Below are 17687 nucleotides of genomic sequence, written 5' to 3'. Positions count from 1 at the left end.
CCCCTTGCCCGCCCCTGCCCGGCGCCCTACGCTGACTTTGTGCCGCTAATAAACAAAACCCGAACGCACAGTGTCGTGCCGGGGAACGGCAACGACCTCACCCGCCTCCGTATCGCCCTGACCACCTTCTTCGCCCTCGACGGCTTCGTGTTCGCGGGCTGGGTCGTACGCATCCCGGCGATCAAGCACCAGACCCACGCCTCCGCAGGCACCCTCGGACTCGCCCTGCTCGGGGTCTCCGCCGGAGCCGTCGTCACCATGACCCTCACCGGCCGGCTGTGCCGCCGCTACGGCAGCCACCTGGTGACGGTCGTCTGCGCCGTACTGCTCTCGCTCAGCGTCGCGCTGCCCCCGCTCACGCATTCCGCACCGGCCCTCGGTGCCGTGCTGCTGGTCTTCGGCGCCGCGTACGGCGGGATCAATGTCGCGTTCAACAGCGCCGCCGTCGATCTGGTCGCCGCGCTGCGACGGCCGGTGATGCCCAGTTTCCACGCGGCGTACAGCCTGGGCGGGATGGCTGGCGCCGGGCTGGGGGGACTGGTCGCGGGCTCGCTCTCCCCCACGCGCCATCTGCTGGGCCTCACCCTCGTCGGCCTGCTCGTGACCGCCGCCGCGGGGCACACCCTGCTGCGCCACGAGCCCCCGCCGCCTGCCGACACGGAGACGCCCGGACCGCGGCCGGCCGCCGCACACCAGGCAGACCCCGAGCCGCTCGTCGTCCGGCCGGCCGCCGCACCCCCGGTCGCCGGGCGCGACGGCTCCCGTCGACCCGACTCCCGGACCCGGCGGCTGGTGACCGTACTCGGACTGATCGCCCTGTGCACGGCGTACGGCGAGGGGGCCATGGCCGACTGGGGCGCACTGCATCTCGAACAGGACCTGGACACGTCGGCGGGGACAGCGGCGGTGGGGTACTCCTGCTTCGCGCTCGCGATGACGGCCGGGCGGCTGTCGGGCACGGCGCTGCTCGAACGGCTGGGCCGCACCCGCACCGTGACGGCGGGCGGCACCGTCGCCGCGGTCGGCATGGCGGTCGCCGCCCTCGCCCCTGCCACCTGGGCGGTCCTGCTCGGCTTCGCCGTCACCGGGCTCGGGCTCGCCAACCTCTTCCCGGTCGCCGTCGAACACGCGGGCCGGCTCGCCGGACCGTCCGGTGTCGCGACCGTCTCCACACTCGGCTACAGCGGCATGCTCCTGGGACCGCCCGCCATCGGCTTCATGGCCGACTGGCTCTCGCTGCCCGTCGCGCTCACGAGCGTCGCGGTGCTGGCCGGGGTGGCCGCCCTCATCGGGTTCGCGACCGGGCGAGCGGCCCCGGCCGAGTGACCGGGCCCGGCCGTGCCGGTCCGCCCCACCCCGGGCGCGCACCGCTTCGCCGTACCGGATTCCCGCCGTCCCGCACTTCCGGCTCCCGGCGTCCCGCACTTCCGGCTCCCGCCGTACCGGATTCCCGCCGTCCCGCACTCCCGGCTCCCGTCGTCCCGGATTCCCGCCGTCCCGCACTCCCGCCGTCCGGCACACTCACCCCATGGACACTGAAGACTTCATCGGCTCCCTGGACCGGGAGGGCCGGGCGCTCGCCGCGGCCGCCGAGGCGGCGGGGGCCGACGCCAAGGTGCCGACCTGCCCGGGGTGGCAGATGCGGGACCTGCTGCGGCACACGGGTGCGGTGCACCGCTGGGCCGCCTCCTTCGTCGCCGAGGGGCACACCTCCCCGCGGCCGATGGGCGACCCGCCGGAGCTCGACGGCGACGAGCTGCTGGCCTGGTACCGCGCCGGCCACCGGCACCTCGTCGACACCCTGACCTCGGCACCGGCCGACGCGCCGGCCTGGACCTTCCTCCCCGCGCCCGGCCCCTCGCCCCTGTTCTTCTGGGCCCGCCGCCAGGCCCACGAGACGGCCGTCCACCGCTACGACGCCGAGTCGGCGCTCGACGGCACCCCGGGCCCGGTCCCCGCGGACTTCGCGACGGACGGCATCGACGAGCTGCTGCGCGGCTTCCACGCCCGGCCCCGGAGCCGGGTGCGCACCGGGACGCCGCGGGTGCTGCGGGTGCGCACGTCGGACACCGACGCGGTGTGGACCGTGCGGCTGTCCCCGGAACCGCCCGTGACCACACGGGACGACGCCGCCGACGCCGACTGCGAACTCGCCGGTCCGGCCGCGCAGTTGTACCTGGCGCTGTGGAACCGGCGGCCACTGCCGGACGCGACGGGGGACGCGTCGCTGGCCGCGCTGTGGCGGGAGAACTCGGCGATCGGCTGACCGTCGTCGCCGACGGCCACGGACGTCAGTCGGCGGGGCCGTCCGTGAGCATGCGCGTCAACACCGCACGCTGCACCGGCTGCACCTCACCGTGCAGGGCTCGCCCCTGGGCGGTGAGGCCGACCCGCACCCCCCGCCGGTCCTGCGGGCACATGGTCCGCTCGACCAGACCGTCCCTCTCCAGCCGGGCGACCAGCCGCGACAACGCGCTCTGACTGAGGTGGACCCGCTCGGAGATCTCCTGGACGCGGTAGGTACAGGTGCCGTCCGCCGCCGCACCTTCGGCGAGCACGTCCAGCACCTCGAAGTCGCTGCCGCACAGACCGTGCCCGTGCAGCGCCCGGTCGAGTTCGCACTGGGTGCGCGCGTGCAGCGCGAGGATGTCCCGCCACCGGTCAACGAGCGCCTGCTCGGCCTTCTCCGTCGCCATGTCGGCACCGTAACAGAGAAGCGAGATTGTTGCATCAGAATTAAATGCGCTTACATTCAATGCATGTGCATGTAGTCTCGTCGTCATGACCTCTCCGCTCACCGCTCCGGCGTCCGACGGACGCTGGACCCCGCGGCTCTGGGGCACCCTCCTGGTGCTGTGCGCCGCGATGTTCCTCGACGCGCTCGACGTGTCGATGGTCGGCGTCGCCCTGCCGTCCATCGGCTCGGACCTCCACCTGTCGACCTCGACCCTGCAATGGATCGTCAGCGGCTACATCCTCGGCTACGGCGGCCTGCTGCTCCTCGGCGGCCGCACCGCCGACCTGCTGGGCAGGCGCCAGGTCTTCCTGGTGGCCCTGGGCGTGTTCGCGCTGGCGTCCCTGCTCGGCGGACTCGTCGACTCCGGCCCGCTGCTGATCGCCAGCCGGTTCATCAAGGGCCTGAGCGCCGCCTTCACGGCACCGGCCGGCCTGTCGATCATCACCACGACGTTCCCCGAGGGCCCGCTGCGCAACCGCGCGCTGTCCATCTACACCACCTGCGCCGCCACCGGCTTCTCCATGGGCCTGGTGCTGTCCGGCCTGCTCACCGAGGCCAGCTGGCGACTGACCATGCTGCTGCCCGCGCCCATCGCCCTGCTCGCGCTCGCCGCCGGACTGCGGCTGCTGCCGCACAGCGAACGCGAGCGGGACCACAAGGGCTACGACATCCCCGGCGCCGTCCTCGGCACCGCGTCGATGCTGCTGCTGGTCTTCACCGTCGTCCAGGCACCGGGGGCCGGCTGGGCGTCCGCGCGCACCCTGCTGTCCTTCCTCGCCGTCGCCGCGCTGCTGACCGTGTTCGTCCTGGTCGAGCGACGCTCGCCGGGGCCGCTGATCCGGCTGGGCGTGCTGCGCTCCGGCAACCAGATCCGCGCCCAGCTCGGCGCCATGGCCTTCTTCGGGTCGTACGTCGGCTTCCAGTTCCTGGTCACGCTGTACATGCAGTCGCTGCTCGGCTGGTCGGCGCTGCACACCGCGCTCGCGTTCCTGCCCGCCGGCGCGCTGGTGGCGGTGTCCTCGACGAAGGTCGGCGCGATCGTCAACCGCTTCGGCACCCAGCGGCTGATCGCGGCGGGCTTCGCGCTGATGGCCGTCGGGTACGCGCTGTTCCTGCGGGTCGACCTCGACCCGGCGTACGCGGCCGTGATCCTGCCGAGCATGCTGCTGATCGGCGCGGCCTGCGCACTCGTCTTCCCCTCGCTCAACATCCAGGCCACCAACGGCGTCGAGGACCACGAACAGGGCATGGTCTCGGGCCTGCTGAACACCTCGGTACAGGTGGGCGGCGCGATCTTCCTGGCCGTCGTCACGGCCGTGGTGACCGCGCACACCTCCCCCGACGCCACCCCGCAGGCGGTGCTCGACAGCTACCGGCCGGGACTCGTGGTGGTCACCGGCATCGCCCTCGCCGGACTGCTGATCACCCTCACCGGGCTGCGGCCCCGCACGGCCGACCGGCAAAGCATCGTGGTCACCGGGTCCGCGGCACGGGAACCGAAGGCGGAGGCGGAGCGCGTGGCCGTCGGCGACTAGGTTTCGCCCAGGGCGACTTGAGGCTGTGACAGGCCAGCCCGTCGCTGAACGTCTGCTGTGCGTACCTGCCCGGCGGGGCTCCTTGTCCGCCGGGCACACGCCTGTTTGACTCGTGGCATGACTGGCCACGGGGGACGGCGCACACAGGCCGAACGGGACGCGATCACGGTCGAGATCGGGTACGCGCTGTGCAGCGCGGCGTTCGCCGCGGCACTTCTCTTCGGTGCCGTCGCGGGTCCCGCGTTGCTGTTCGAACTTCCGGGCATTTGGGAGAAGTTGCTGCTGCGCGCGGGGCTCGCGCTCGCGGCCGTGCTCTTCGCCGTACGAGTGGTCAGCGTGCTGTTCCGCTTCCAGGGCCGCCCCGCCGCCGGTGTCGAGGACGAAGTCGGGCAGGCGGAGCTGTCTCAGCCCAGCCAGCCCGGCCGCACCAGTCCCGACTCGTAGGCCAGCACGACCAGTTGGGCCCGGTCCCGCGCGCCCAGCTTCACCATCGTGCGGCTCACGTGGGTCTTCGCGGTCAACGGGCTGACCACCAGGCGGCGGGCGATCTCGTCGTTGGACAGACCGATGCCGACCAGAGCCATCACCTCCCGTTCCCGCTCGGTGAGCCGGGCGAGGTCGTCGGCGGCCGCGGGTTCCTTGGAACGGGCCGCGAACTCCGCGATCAGCCGACGGGTCACGCCCGGCGAGAGCAACGCGGCCCCTTCGACCACCGCCCGTACCGCCCGCAGCAGTTCCTCCGGCTCGGTGTCCTTGACCAGGAAGCCGGAGGCACCCGAGCGGATCGCCTCGAAGACGTACTCGTCGAGCTCGAAGGTGGTGAGCATGACCACCTTGACCCCCGCGAGCGCGGGGTCGCCGGTGATGCCACGGGTGGCCGCCAGGCCGTCCAGGCGGGGCATACGGATGTCCATCAGGACGACGTCCGGGCGCAGTTCGCGCACCGCGCGCAGGGCCTCCTCGCCGTCCGCGGCCTCTCCGGCCACCTCGATGTCCGACTGCGCGTCGAGCAGCGCCCGGAATCCGGCCCGGACCAACGACTGGTCGTCGGCGAGCAGTACGCGGATCACCGATCCTCCTCGGTCTTCGACGGCGACGACACCGATCCCGATCCTGTTCTCGGCGCCTGTGCCGGTGCCCGGTCCTGTTTCCGTTCCGACGGCAGTACGGCGAGCACCCGGAAGCCGCCGTCCGGGCGCGGTCCCGCCTCGATCCTGCCACCGAGCGCGGCGGCCCGCTCCCGCATCCCGGCCAGCCCGTTGCCGCTGCCGCCCGCGTCGGCGCCGGTCGCGGGCCCGTCGTCGTCGACGCACAACCGCAGTTCGCCCCCGGCGTGCTCGACGCGCACGCGTGCGTGCCGCGAACCGGAATGCCGCACGACGTTGGTGAGGGCCTCCTGGACGATACGGAACGCGGCGAGGTCCGCGCCGGGCGACAGCCGGGGCGGCCGCCCCTCGACCTCGACGGCGAGCCCCGCGGTGGCCGCCTGTTCCACCAGTTCGGGCAGCCGGTCGAGACCGGGCGCGGGCGTGCGCGGCGCGTCACCCGGCGTACGCAGTGTGTCGAGCACCTGGCGGACCTCGCCGAGCGCCTCCTTGCTCGCGGCCCTGATGGTGGTGAGCGCCGTGCGTGCCTGCTCCGGGTCCGTGTCCAGGAGCGCCAGGCCGACGCCCGCCTGCACGTTGATCACGGAGATGCTGTGCGCGAGGACGTCGTGCAGTTCGCGGGCGATCCGCAGCCGTTCCTCGTCGGCGCGCCGACGCGCCGCCCGTGCCCGCTCGGCCCGCTCCCGGGCCCACTGCTCACGCCGTGCCCGGGCCAGTTCGGACACCGCGAGCACCCCGGCCACCCAGGTGGCGACGGCGGCCTCCTGCCACCAGGAGGCCGCCGCGTCACCGGTCGGCGGCAGCCACCGGTAGAGCCAGTGGGTCACCAGCACATGGCCTGCCCAGAGCATCCCCACCGCCGACCACGCGACCTCGCGGTGCCCCGTGACGACCGCGCTGAAGCAGGCCACGGCGACGGTCAGGAAGACCGGCCCGTACGCGTATCCGGCGGCCAGATAGACCAGGGTGACCGCGGCCGTGCCGAAGGCGACGAGCGCCGGACAGCGCTTCCGCCACAGGAGCAGAGCCGATCCGGCCAGCAGCAGCACGCGCGCGAGGGCGTCCAGCGGGAGCCGTCCGCTCTGCTGGGCGTGGGCCGCGAAGTTCGACCCGCCGAGCACGAACACGGTGATCACGACGGTGGAGCGCCACGGCCAACGGGTACCTCGCTCCTCCTTGTCCCAGAGGGTCCCCAGCGGCCCGTGCCGCCACCGCGGGGGCGGCCCGCCATCGGATACGCGCTGCTCGTCCATGTCCGCCACGCTAGACGCCGCCGCCCCCGGCGGACGTCCGCCGGTCGGGGCGATCACGCGTACTCCCCGCGCAGTACGCCGACGCGGTACCCGCACGCACGGCCGGTCCGCTCAGTCGGTCCGGCCCTGCTGCGGGTACACCAGCCCCACGCCGTGGGCGAGCCGGGCCACCGCGAGCCGGAAGAACGGCTCGCGGTCCTCCACGACCCGGTTGAACTGCCCGAACAGCTCGAAGCCGATCAGCCCGTAGAGCTGCGCCCAGGCCGCGACAAGTGCCGTGACCACCTCCGGGGGCAGATCGGGCGCGAGGTCGGCGGTCATCCGCTCGGCCTCGGCGCGCAGTTCGGCCGGCAGCGGCGGCTTGGCCACGCCGAGTCCCCGGTGCGCGTCCCGCACGATGTCGATGAGGAGGAGGCCGACCCGCGCGGCGGCCGGGACGGTCGTCTGGGGCGCGGAGTATCCCGGCACCGGGGACCCGTAGATCAGCGCGTACTCGTGCGGGTGGGCGAGCGCCCAGGCCCGGGCGGCCTCGCACACCGCGGTCCATCTGTGCGCCGGACCGGCCTCGGCGACCGCGGCCTCCGCCGCCTCCGCGCTCTCGCCCAGGGAGTTGTAGGCGTCGATGATGAGGGCGGTGAGCAGGTCGTCACGGCTGGGGAAGTAGCGGTACAGCGCGGAGGAGGCCATCCCGAGTTCGCGCGCCACGGCTCGCAGCGACAGCTTCGCGGCGCCCTCCGCCGCGAGTTGTCTGCGCGCCTCGTCCTTGATGGCCGCGGTGACCTCGGCCCTGGCGCGGGCTCGGGCGCCTCGGGTGCCGTCTGGGGGGTTGCTCATACGAGCGAGTGTCCCACGTTTCGGGAGCAGTGCACACAACCGAGAGCACTGCAATGAAACGAGAGCAGCGCCAAGAAATGAGAGCACCGCAAAAAATTGAGAGCAGTGCTCTTGCTATGGATCACCGATCTCCAGCAGACTGTCCATCAAGCGAGAGCACTGCTCTCGCAATGCGCTCCCCGCGAGCTTCCAGGAGGAAGTAGCCATGTCCACGCACGTCAAGAAGCCCGGTTGGTTCACCGTCAACGTCTTCAACCGTGCCGTCGCCTGGATCACCCGCCGCGGCATCAGCGTCTGGGGCTCTCGGGTACTGGCGGTCCGCGGCCGCAAGAGCGGCGAATGGCGGACCACCCCCGTGAACCTCCTGACGGTGGACGGCCGTCACTACCTGCTCGCCCCTCGCGGTCACGTCCAGTGGACGCACAACATGCGGGCGGCCGGCGGCGGTGAACTGCGCCTGGGCAAGAACGTGGACGAGTTCACCGCGACCGAGGTCGCCGACGACGACAAGGTCCCGCTGCTGCGCGCCTACCTCAAGCGCTGGAAGGCCGAGGTGGGCGTCTTCTTCAACGGCGTCGGGCCCGACTCCCCCGACGCCGACCTGCGCAGGATCGCTCCGGACCACCCGGTCTTCCTCATCAGCCTCAAGAGCTGAACGAGCATCAGGAGCCGGTCTCGTCGGCCTCACGGACATCGTCGGCCTCGCGCGCCTCGGGGCTCTCGCCGTCCGCGACCGCGGCGCCACCCTTGGCACTCGCACCGCTCGTACCGCTCGCGCCACGCGCTCCCCGTACGCCACGAGCACCGCCCCCATCACCCGCACCGTCGGCGTCGTCCGCACCGCTCGCCGCGTCCGGCGTGGGCCGGCGGTCCAGCGCGGTCAGGGCGCGCTGGGCGAGGGGGTGGCCGCGCATGAGCTCACCCAGGGTCGTCGCGCCCCGGGTGATGTCCGCGAACGCGCGCCAGGCGGGCCGGAAACCCGTCAGCGCCGCGTGGAAGACCCCGGGCCGCCGCTCGAACACCGCCAGCATCCGCTTGCCGACGCTCATCTCCACGCCCAGCCCGGCCTTGATCGCGAAGGCGTAGTTCAGGGCCTGCCTGCGGGTGTCCACGGCGTCGTGCGCCTCGGCGATGCGGACCGCCCACTCGCCCGCGAGCCGCCCCGAGCGCAGCGCGAACGAGATGCCCTCGCGCGTCCACGGCTCCAGCAGTCCGGCCGCGTCCCCGCACACGAGGACCCGGCCGCGCGACAGCGGCGAGTCGTCGGCCCGGCAGCGGGTCAGATGCCCGGAGGAGATGCTCGGTTCGAAGCCCGCGAGGCCGAGCCGGGCGATGAAGTCCTCCAGGTAGCGCTTGGTCGCGGCGCCTTCGCCACGGGCCGAGATCACCCCGACCGTCAGCGTGTCGCCCTTGGGGAACACCCAGCCGTAGCTGCCGGGCATCGGCCCCCAGTCGATGAGGACCCGTCCCCGCCAGTCCTCGGCGACCGTCTCCGGCACCGGGATCTCCGCCTCCAGCCCGAGGTCGACCTGGTCGAGCTTCACACCGACATGCGCCCCTATGCGGCTGGCGCTGCCGTCCGCGCCGACCACCGCTCGCGCGAACACCGTCTCGCCGCCCTGGAGGACGACGGCGACCGTGCGCCGGTCCGGTACGGCCGAGCCGTGCTGCTCCACCCGCTGCACGGTGACGCCGGTCCGCAGGTCGGCGCCCGCCTTCTGGGCGTGCTCGACCAGTTGCTGGTCGAACTCGGGCCGGTTGATCAGCCCGAACAGCATCCGCTTGGAGCGCCGGGTCCGGGTGAAGCGGCCGTTGTTCGAGAACGTCACCGCGTGCACCCGGTCCTGCAACGGCAGTTCGAAGCCGGGCGGCAGGCTGTCCCGCGACGGTCCGATGATGCCGCCGCCGCACGTTTTGTAGCGGGGCAGCTCCGCTTTCTCCAGCAACAGGACGCGCCGCCCTGCGACCGCCGCCGCGTAGGCGGCCGAGGCCCCCGCGGGTCCCGCGCCCACCACGACGACGTCCCACACCTGCCGCACGTCGTCCGCCGAAGAGTTCTCGCTGCTCACGATGGTCTACTGCTCCCGATCAAGCCGCTGCCGCACCTGTCCCCCGCATCCTACGGCGGCCGTGGCCCGGGACCGCTGTGGGAGTATCGGAGGCGTTTGCGCCCTGTACCCCAGGTGCGCATACGCTGACACGATCATCCGTACACACACGTACAACGTCGCACCCACCAGGAGCGTGCCCATGTCGTCGAATCCGGTCGCCGAGACCGTCGCCTCGCTGATGCCCAGGGCGAAGGCGGAGCTCACCGAACTGGTGGCTTTCAAGTCGGTGGCGGACTTCGACCAGTTCCCCAAGAGCGAGAGCGAGGGCGCCGCGAACTGGATCGCCGACGCCCTGCGCGCCGAGGGCTTCACGGACGTGGAACTGCTCGACACCCCCGACGGCACGCAGTCGGTCTACGGCTACCTGCCCGGCCCGGAGGGTGCCAGGACCGTCCTGCTGTACGCCCACTACGACGTGCAGCCGCCGCTGGACGAGGCCGCCTGGTCCACCCCGCCGTTCGAACTGACCGAGCGCGACGGCCGTTGGTACGGCCGCGGCGCCGCCGACTGCAAGGGCGGCGTGATCATGCACCTGCTCGCCCTGCGTGCGCTGAAGGCGAACGGCGGTGTCCCGGTGCACGTCAAGGTGATCGCCGAGGGCTCGGAGGAGATGGGCACGGGCGGCCTGGAGCGGTACGCCGAACAACACCCGGAGCTGCTGGCCGCCGACACGATCGTCATCGGCGACGCGGGCAACTTCCGCGTCGGCCTGCCGACCGTCACCACCACGCTGCGCGGCATGACGATGCTCAACGTGCAGGTCGACACGCTGGAGGGCAACCTGCACTCGGGCCAGTTCGGCGGCGCCGCGCCCGACGCGCTGGCCGCGCTCGTCCGCGTACTGGACTCGCTGCGCGCCGAGGACGGTTCGACGACGGTCGACGGGCTCGCCCCGACGTCCCCGTGGGACGGCCTCCAGTACGACGAGGAGCAGTTCCGCAAGGACGCCAAGGTGCTCGACGGCGTCGGGCTGATCGGCTCCGGCACGGTCGCCGACCGCATCTGGGCCCGTCCGGCCGTCACGGTGCTGGGCATCGACTGCCCGCCGGTCGTCGGCGCGACCCCGTCCGTGCAGGCGAGCGCCCGGGCCAAGGTGAGCCTGCGGGTGCCGCCGGGCGTCGACGCGGTCGAGGCGACGAAGCTGCTCCAGGCCCACCTGGAGACGCACACGCCGTGGGGTGCGCGGGTGCGCACGGAGCAGGTCGGCCAGGGTCAGGCGTTCAGCGCCGAGACGGCCAGCCCGGCGTACACGGCGATGGCCGAGGCGATGACGGTGGCGTACCCGGGTCAGCAGATGCAGTACGCCGGCCAGGGCGGCTCCATCCCGCTGTGCAACACCCTGGCGTCCCTCTACCCGGAGGCGGAGATCCTGCTCATCGGTCTGAGCGAGCCGGAGGCGCAGATCCACGCGGTGGACGAGAGCGTGTCCCCCGAGGAGCTGGAGCGGCTGTCGGTGGCCGAGGCGCTGTTCCTGCTGAACTACGCGGCCGGCTGATCCACCCGGCCCGCGCCGGTGGGCCCCTCGCCACGAGGCGAATTCCGGGGCCCACCGCGACACCCGCGGGAGGGCGCGCGTCGGCGGCCGCCCTCCCGGGCCGCACGTCGCCCGCCGACCGCGTCACCGGGCCGTACGTCGGTCACCGACCGCTGTAGCGGGCCGTACGTCGGTCACCAACCGCTGTAGCGGGCCGTACGTCAACCGCGCACCGCGGCACCGGGCCGTACGTCAGCCGCCGACCGGTGTGCCCGCCTCCAGGTACAGGGCCGCGCCGCGTTCCTTCGCGCGCAGGGCCCAGCGCAGCCGCTCATACCGGACGGGCGGGAGCAGGTCGGCGGCCTCCTGTTCGCTGGCGAAGCGCCAGGCGCGCAGTTCGGGGCCGGGCAGCAGCAGTCCGGCGGCGCGGTCGGGGTCGAGGCGGCCGCCGTCGAAGAGCAGCCGCAGCCCGCCGTAGCCGGGCGGCACGGGCCGTTCCCAGTCGACGACGAGGAGGCGGGGCATCTCGTCGAGGTGTATCCCGGTCTCCTCCGCGACTTCGCGCACCCCTGCCTGCGCGGGGGCCTCGCCGGGTTCGACGACGCCGCCGGGGAACTCCCAGCCGGCCTTGTACGTGGGGTCGACCAGCAGCACCCGGTCCTGGTCGTCGAAGAGCAGCACCCCCGCGGCGGTCGTCTCGGCCGTCGGCTCGGGGGTCTGCACGATGGCACAGGTGGCCGCGTCCCCGCTGCCGACGGCCTCGGCGACGCGGACGGCCGTCTCGTACGGGGTGAGGGCGCTGGTGTCGACGAGGTGCGCGTCGGCGGCGAGCCAGCCGGCGAGCGCGGCGCGGTAGGGCTCGATGTGGTCGTATGACCACTGGCGTACCCGTATCTCCCCGTCGGGCAGGTCCGGCGGGAGTTCGCGGTCGGCTATGCGCTCGCGCAGGATCGTTTCCGCCGGGGCGAGGAGCACATGCCGCACGGCCAGTCGCCGGGCGGCGAGACCACCGAAGATCTCGTCGCGGTACTCCTGGCGCAGCAGTGTCATGGGGACCACCAGGGTGCCGCCGAGCTCGGCGAGCATCGCGGCCGCGGTGTCGATCACGAGCCGCCGCCAGATCGGCAGGTCCTGGAAGTCGCCGACCTCGGCGAGGTGTTTGGGTGGCAGCAGATGCGTGAGTGCCGCCCCGATGACCTCGGGGTCGAAGAGTGTGCTGTTCGGGATCAGTTCGATCAGTTCCCGCGCGGTCGCGCTCTTCCCCGCGCCGAACGCACCGTTGATCCAGACGATCACGGTTCCCCCTCTTCCGTTGGCCCCCTGTGGCTTGCCCGCTCCACCCTGCCACGGAAACCAGCTCCCGTTGAGGGTGCCCGGACGGGGGTCCGGAGCCCCGGGGCGGGGCTCCGGCACCGGTCGCCGAAGGAGGCCGGTCCGGGGGAGCGGCGCCGGCCGCGCGCCGCGGCCGTCAGTCGCCGTGCCCCAGGGTGTTCTCGCCGAGGTCGACGCTCTCACCGGCCACGACGTGGTCGAGGGTGCCGACGGTGTCCCGTACGTTCAGGTCGCTCAGATCCTCGGCGGCCGCGCTGTGGGACGGGGTGATCGCGGCGACCACGAACCCGGTGGCGAGGGAGGCGATGGCAAGCATGCTGCGCTTCTTCATGCCCGGCTCAACTCCGCGGAGGGGCGCGGGGTCACGCCCTTTCCCCGAACGAACGCACCCGACGGCCCCGCCACGTCCGCCCCGCCGGTCGCCGTGAGTCCGTCAAACCCCGCCGGTCGCCCTGGGACCGTCCACCCCGTCAGTCGCCCTGGGACCGTCCACTCCGGCGGTCACCCTGGGACCGTCAGACCCCGCCAGTCGCCCTGGATCCGTCCACCCCGCCGGTCACCCTGGGACCGTCAGACCCCGCCAGTCTCCGTGGGGCCGTCAGACCCCGGCGGTCGCCGTGCCCGCCGCTCCGGCGAGGGCGGCGGCGGCCGCTCCCACCAGGCCGGCGTCCGTGCCCATCTGGGCCGGTGCCACGGTCAGGCGCTGGACGAAGGACAGGGTCGCGTAGTCGCCGAGGGCCTTGCGCAGCGGCGCGAAGAGCACCTCCCCCGCCTTGCCCACCCCGCCGCCGACGACGGCGATGTCGATCTCCACGAGCGTCGCGGTGGCCGCGATCCCGGCCGCCAGGGCCTGCGCCGCCCGTTCGAAGGAGGCCACGGCGACCGGGTCCCCGGCCCGCGCTGCGGCGGCCACCGCGGCGGCGGAGGTGTCGCCGTCCGGGCCGGGGCGCCAGCCGTTCTCCAGGGCGCGGCGGGCGATGTTGGGGCCGCTGGCGATGCGTTCCACGCACCCGCGCGCGCCGCACGGGCACAGGTCGCCGTCCAGATCCACGCTGATGTGGCCGATGTGGCCCGCGTTGCCGGTGGGGCCGGGGTGGAGCTGGCCGTTGAGCACCAGACCGCCGCCGACGCCGGTGGAGACCACCATGCACAGCGCGTTGGCGTGGCCGCGGGCCGCGCCCTGCCAGTGCTCGGCCGCGGTGATCGCCACACCGTCGCCGATCAGCTCGACGGGCAGGCCCCCGGTCGTCGCCCGGACCCGTTCGACGAGCGGGAAGTCGCGCCAGCCGGGCACGTTCACCGGGCTCACCGTGCCCGCGCCGGCGTCCACCGGACCCGCGCTGCCGATGCCGACGGCGCGGGTGCGCCCCCACAGCGGCGACGCGTCGAGCTCGCCGAGGACCTCCTCGACGGCCCGCATCACGGTGTCGCCGTCCTCCCGCGCGGGCGTCGGGCGCTGCGCCCGCACCAGGATCGTGCCGTGGCTGTCGACCAGCGCTCCGGCGATCTTGGTGCCGCCGATGTCGAGCGCGGCCACGAGGTGGGTGTGCATCAGTGTCGGATCTCCCCGTCAACCATGAGAAAAGGCTGGCCGGTCCAGCGTTGGGGGACGTGGGCCGAGATTGCGGTGGACAGTCTCTCCCGCATCTGACAACGTTGTCCAGGCCCTATGCTCGACGCCACATCCTCATACATGCCCGTGGAGCGATGCACACCCCCCGTGGCCGACAGGACAGGACGTACCGTGCCCGACACGCCCCGCCGATCCGAGAGCCGTTACGGCAACCGTCCGACCATGAAGGACGTGGCCGCACGGGCCGGGGTAGGACTGAAGACGGTCTCCCGCGTCGTCAACGGCGAGCAGGGGGTCACCCCGGAGACCGAACGGCGGGTCCAGGAGGCCATCGACGCCCTGGGCTTCCGGCGCAACGACAGCGCGCGGGTGCTGCGCAAGGGCCGCACCGCGAGCATAGGCCTGGTGCTGGAGGACCTGGCCGACCCGTTCTACGGACCGCTCAGCCGCTCCGTCGAGGAGGTGGCCCGCGCGCACGGCGCCCTGCTGATCAACGGCTCCAGCGCCGAGGACCCCGACCGTGAGCAGGAACTGGTGCTGGCGCTGTGCGCCCGCCGGGTGGACGGGCTGGTCATCATCCCCGCGGGTGACGACCACCGCTATCTGGAGCAGGAGATCAGGGCGGGCGTCGCGACGGTCTTCGTCGACCGGCCGGCCGGGAAGACGGACGCCGATGTCGTCCTGTCCGACAACTTCGGCGGTGCCCGTGACGGGGTCGCCCACCTGATCGCGCACGGGCACCGCCGGATCGGCTTCATCGGCGACATGCCCCGTATCCACACGGCCGCCGAGCGGCTGCGCGGCTACCTGGCCGCGATGGAGGACGCCGGGATACCCGTGGAGGACTCCTGGACGTCGCTGGGCGTCACCGATCCGCTGCGGGTGCGCAGGGCGGCGGAGGACATGCTCCGCGGACCCTCCCCCGTCACGGCGGTCTTCGCGGGGAACAACCGGGTGAGCGTCACGGTGATCCGGGTCCTCGCCGAGCAGACCCGCCGGGTGGCTCTCGTCGGGTTCGACGACATCGAGCTCGCCGATCTGCTGCACCCGGGTCTCACGGTCGTCGCCCAGGACGCGTCGGTGCTCGGCCGCACCGCCGCCGAGCGCCTGTTCGGCCAACTGGACGGCTCGCTGATCGTCCCGGAGCGCATCGAGCTGCCGACGCGTCTGATCACCCGCGGCTCGGGCGAGCTGCCCCCGGCGGACTGACCGGACGGGATCGCAGGGACCGGGGCCGGGGGCGCCGCCGGGCCGACGCCGTCAGGTCGCCCCGCCGCCGCGCCGTGGCGTCGCGAGGCCGTCCAGCTCGGCCCGGGTCAGCCCGGTCGCGCCGGTGACCTCCGCCAGGTCCAGCGCGCCGCAGTCCAGGCCGCGCAGCAGATGGCCGCTGAGGGCCTTGGCGGTCGCGGGCTCGTCCATGACGTCGCCGCCGACCCGGTGGACGTAGCGGGCGAGCCGGGCCGCCGTCCGCTCGAAGCCCTCCCGGTAGAAGGCGAAGACGGCCGCGTACCGGGTGGGGAGGTGGCCGGGGTGCATGTCCCAGCCCTGGTAGTAGGCGCGGGCCAGGGCGCGCCGGGTGAGGCCGTAGTGCAGCCGCCAGGCGTCGTGGACCTGTCCGGTCGGGCCGACCGGCAGCACGTTGGTGGAGCCGTCCGAGAGGCGTACGCCGGTGCCCGCGGCCGCGACCTGCATGACCGCCTTGGCATGGTCGGCGGCCGGATGGTCGCTCGCCTGGTGGGCGGCGGACACACCGAGGCAGGCGCTGTAGTCGAAGGTGCCGTAGTGCAGGCCCGTGGCGCGGCCTTCGGCGGCCCGGATCAGCCGGGCGACGGTGGCGGTGCCGTCGGCGGCGAGGACGGCCTGGCTGGTCTCGATCTGGATCTCGAAGCCGATCCGGCCGGGCGCGAGGCCGCGCGCCTTCTCGAACGCCTCCAGGAGCCGCACCATGGCGGTGACCTGCTCGGGGTAGGTGACCTTGGGCAGGGTCAGCACGAGCCCGTCGGGCAGGCCTCCGGCCTCCGCCAGGCCGCTGAGGAAGACGTCGAGGGTGCGGATGCCGCGGTCGCGCACGGCGGCTTCCAGGCACTTCATCCGGATGCCCATGTACGGGGCGGCCGTGCCGTCCTCGTACGCCTGCGCGATCAGACGGGCCGCACGGGCGGCCGCCGCGTCCTCCTCGGCGTCCGGACGGCTGCCGTAGCCGTCCTCGAAGTCGACGCGCAGGTCCTCCACGGGCTCGCGCTCCAGCTTGGTCCGCACGCGCGCGTACACGGCCTCGGCGAGTGCGCCGTCCAGGCCGAGGACCGCGGCGAAGGCGGCCGCGTCGGGCGCGTGCTCGTCGAGGGCGGCCAACGCCCGGTCCCCCCACGAGCGGACGGTTCCGGCCCCGAAGACGTCCCCGGGCACATAGACGGTGTGGACGGGCTGACGGGTGCCCGGGTCGCCCGGGTAGTCCCGCTCCAGTGCGGCGTCGACCGGCGCGAGGAAGGCGCCGATCTCCTCGCCGACCGTGCCCGCGAGGCTCGTCGTCACCTTCTCCTGCCGACCCATCTCGCATCCTCCGACCACCGCTGCACGGAATCAACAATCTGTTGAATGAACCTATCCGGCGAACTTTCCACGGGTCAACACCCGTCCAGGCCCCGGTCCCTCGCGATTCACCAAGCCCCTGCGCCCCCTTCCGTCCAGGCGTCTTCCCCTTCATCCTGGCTCCCGAGGGGAGGGGACACACATGACGATCACCCCAGGGCCCACCCGTCGGGCGGGGCTGCGGACCCTGGTGGCCGTCGCGGCCGCCGTGGCCGCCGTACCCCTGCTCGGCGGCGTTCGGACCTCCGAGGCCCGGGACGGGGGCACGACCGGGAGCCCGGACGCGGGCCACGCTCGCGTGAAGGCGCGAACCGTCCCCCCGTTGCGGCTCATGACGTTCAACCTGCGGGTCGCCGGCAGCGACGAGCCCAACAGCTGGGCGGACCGCCGGCCGGTGATGCGCGAGCTGCTGCGCCGCGCGGCCCCGCACGTCATCGGCACCCAGGAGGGGCAGTTGCCCCAGTTGAGCGACATCGAGGCCGACCTCGGGCCGCACTACGCCTGGATCGGCACCACCGGCGACGGCCGCGAGGAGTCGGTGGCCGTCTACTACGACAAGCGTCGGCTCGCCCCGGTCGAACACACCACCTTCCGCCTCTCCGACACCCCCGACGTGCCCGGCTCCAACACCTGGGGCGCCGCCTTCCCGCGGCTGGTCACCCGGGTCCGCTTCCGCGATCTGCTCGATCCGGGGCGGCAGTTCCACGTCCTCAACACCCACCTCGACCACCGCAGCGAGTACGCGCGCGAGCGCGCCGCCGCCCTCATCGCCGAGCGGGTCGCCGCCCTGGGCGGTCGGCTCCCGGTCCTGCTCACAGGCGACTTCAACGCCGCGGCCCACGGCAGCCCGGCCTACGACACCCTGCTGGACGCCGGGTTCGTGGACACCTGGGACACGGCGCGGCAGCGCGGGCCCGCCTACGGGACGTTCCACGCCTTCGGCTCGCTGACGCCGGACGGCGAGCGCATCGACTGGATCCTGGCGACGCCGGATGTGACGGTGCACCGGGAGTCGGTCGACACGTTCTGGGTGCGGGGCCAGTGGCCGAGCGACCATCTGCCGGTGCTGGCGTCGCTGAGCCTGGGCCGAGCCGCGCCCGGCACGGCTTGAGCCCGGCACGGGTTGAGCCCGGCACGGCTTGA

General features: G+C 73.3%; 17 protein-coding genes. 8 read left to right on the top strand and 9 right to left on the bottom strand.

The genetic code is table 11. The annotated features are described in order from the left end of the window. Window positions 1-75 precede the first annotated feature (75 nt). Window positions 76-1326: an MFS transporter gene (locus FNH09_RS21700; RefSeq protein ID WP_162468897.1), complete on the top strand. Its 1251-nt coding sequence runs from the start codon at window positions 76-78 to the stop codon at window positions 1324-1326. 202 nt (window positions 1327-1528) lie between these two features. Further along, entirely contained in the window at window positions 1529-2266 is a 738-nt protein-coding gene (locus FNH09_RS21695; protein ID WP_152890478.1) for a maleylpyruvate isomerase family mycothiol-dependent enzyme, read from the top strand. Between the two features lie 25 nt (window positions 2267-2291). On the opposite strand, the gene FNH09_RS21690 is transcribed toward FNH09_RS21695, so the two are convergent. Beyond that, window positions 2292-2696, bottom strand: a complete 405-nt coding sequence (locus tag FNH09_RS21690) for a MarR family winged helix-turn-helix transcriptional regulator (protein WP_152890476.1) — start codon at window positions 2694-2696, stop codon at window positions 2292-2294. 85 nt (window positions 2697-2781) lie between these two features. On the opposite strand from FNH09_RS21690, the gene FNH09_RS21685 reads away from it, so the two are divergent. Next, on the top strand, window positions 2782-4272 hold the full coding sequence (locus FNH09_RS21685; RefSeq protein WP_152890474.1) for an MFS transporter: 1491 nt from the start codon (window positions 2782-2784) through the stop codon (window positions 4270-4272). A gap of 117 nt (window positions 4273-4389) precedes the next feature. Next, on the top strand, window positions 4390-4716 hold the full coding sequence (locus FNH09_RS21680) for a DUF6332 family protein (protein WP_152890472.1): 327 nt from the start codon (window positions 4390-4392) through the stop codon (window positions 4714-4716). On the opposite strand, the gene FNH09_RS21675 is transcribed toward FNH09_RS21680, so the two are convergent. From FNH09_RS21675 to FNH09_RS21665, 3 genes are all read right to left on the bottom strand, one after another. Further along, window positions 4677-5342, bottom strand: coding sequence for a response regulator (locus tag FNH09_RS21675; RefSeq protein ID WP_162468896.1), 666 nt, complete (start codon window positions 5340-5342; stop codon window positions 4677-4679). The genes FNH09_RS21680 and FNH09_RS21675 overlap by 40 nt on opposite strands. Continuing rightward, complete coding sequence (locus tag FNH09_RS21670; protein WP_152890470.1) at window positions 5339-6631, bottom strand: sensor histidine kinase; 1293 nt, start codon at window positions 6629-6631, stop codon at window positions 5339-5341. The genes FNH09_RS21675 and FNH09_RS21670 overlap by 4 nt, the downstream gene beginning before the upstream one ends. A 111-nt stretch (window positions 6632-6742) precedes the next feature. Further along, window positions 6743-7465, bottom strand: coding sequence for a TetR/AcrR family transcriptional regulator (locus FNH09_RS21665; protein ID WP_152890468.1), 723 nt, complete (start codon window positions 7463-7465; stop codon window positions 6743-6745). 205 nt (window positions 7466-7670) lie between these two features. Here FNH09_RS21665 and FNH09_RS21660 point away from each other — a divergent pair, with 205 nt between their 5' ends. Next, window positions 7671-8120, top strand: coding sequence for a nitroreductase family deazaflavin-dependent oxidoreductase (locus FNH09_RS21660; RefSeq protein WP_152890466.1), 450 nt, complete (start codon window positions 7671-7673; stop codon window positions 8118-8120). 7 nt (window positions 8121-8127) lie between these two features. Here the strand turns inward: FNH09_RS21660 and FNH09_RS21655 are convergent, their stop codons facing one another. Next, the gene (locus tag FNH09_RS21655) at window positions 8128-9534 is read right to left on the bottom strand and encodes a geranylgeranyl reductase family protein (RefSeq protein ID WP_338017638.1); all 1407 of its coding nucleotides are present in this window, start codon (window positions 9532-9534) and stop codon (window positions 8128-8130) included. Window positions 9535-9715: 181 nt separating this feature from the next. Here FNH09_RS21655 and FNH09_RS21650 point away from each other — a divergent pair, with 181 nt between their 5' ends. Further along, window positions 9716-11071 carry a dipeptidase gene (locus FNH09_RS21650; RefSeq protein WP_152890463.1) on the top strand — a complete coding sequence of 452 codons (1356 nt, stop codon included), beginning with the start codon at window positions 9716-9718 and terminating at the stop codon, window positions 11069-11071. A gap of 231 nt (window positions 11072-11302) precedes the next feature. Here FNH09_RS21650 and FNH09_RS21645 read toward each other — a convergent pair whose 3' ends face one another. The 3 genes from FNH09_RS21645 to FNH09_RS21635 all read right to left on the bottom strand — a co-directional run bounded on the left by FNH09_RS21645 (window position 11303) and on the right by FNH09_RS21635 (window position 13934). After that, on the bottom strand, window positions 11303-12346 hold the full coding sequence (locus FNH09_RS21645; RefSeq protein ID WP_162468895.1) for an NUDIX domain-containing protein: 1044 nt from the start codon (window positions 12344-12346) through the stop codon (window positions 11303-11305). A gap of 172 nt (window positions 12347-12518) precedes the next feature. Then, window positions 12519-12713, bottom strand: coding sequence for a hypothetical protein (locus tag FNH09_RS21640; protein ID WP_152890461.1), 195 nt, complete (start codon window positions 12711-12713; stop codon window positions 12519-12521). A 267-nt stretch (window positions 12714-12980) separates the two neighbouring features. Further along, window positions 12981-13934, bottom strand: coding sequence for an ROK family protein (locus FNH09_RS21635; RefSeq protein ID WP_152890458.1), 954 nt, complete (start codon window positions 13932-13934; stop codon window positions 12981-12983). Window positions 13935-14126: 192 nt separating this feature from the next. On the opposite strand from FNH09_RS21635, the gene FNH09_RS21630 reads away from it, so the two are divergent. Then, window positions 14127-15164 carry a substrate-binding domain-containing protein gene (locus FNH09_RS21630; RefSeq protein ID WP_162468894.1) on the top strand — a complete coding sequence of 346 codons (1038 nt, stop codon included), beginning with the start codon at window positions 14127-14129 and terminating at the stop codon, window positions 15162-15164. Window positions 15165-15215: 51 nt separating this feature from the next. On the opposite strand, the gene FNH09_RS21625 is transcribed toward FNH09_RS21630, so the two are convergent. Further along, the gene (locus tag FNH09_RS21625) at window positions 15216-16505 is read right to left on the bottom strand and encodes a DUF6986 family protein (protein ID WP_152890454.1); all 1290 of its coding nucleotides are present in this window, start codon (window positions 16503-16505) and stop codon (window positions 15216-15218) included. 181 nt (window positions 16506-16686) lie between these two features. On the opposite strand from FNH09_RS21625, the gene FNH09_RS21620 reads away from it, so the two are divergent. After that, window positions 16687-17655 carry an endonuclease/exonuclease/phosphatase family protein gene (locus tag FNH09_RS21620; protein WP_152890452.1) on the top strand — a complete coding sequence of 323 codons (969 nt, stop codon included), beginning with the start codon at window positions 16687-16689 and terminating at the stop codon, window positions 17653-17655. Window positions 17656-17687: the final 32 nt, after the last annotated feature.

It is taken from the genome of Streptomyces adustus, from assembly GCF_009377175.1.
Taxonomy (GTDB): domain Bacteria; phylum Actinomycetota; class Actinomycetes; order Streptomycetales; family Streptomycetaceae; genus Streptomyces; species Streptomyces adustus.
The sequence above is the reverse complement of the archived record's forward strand: the minus strand, read 5'-3'. Positions and strand labels throughout refer to the sequence as shown.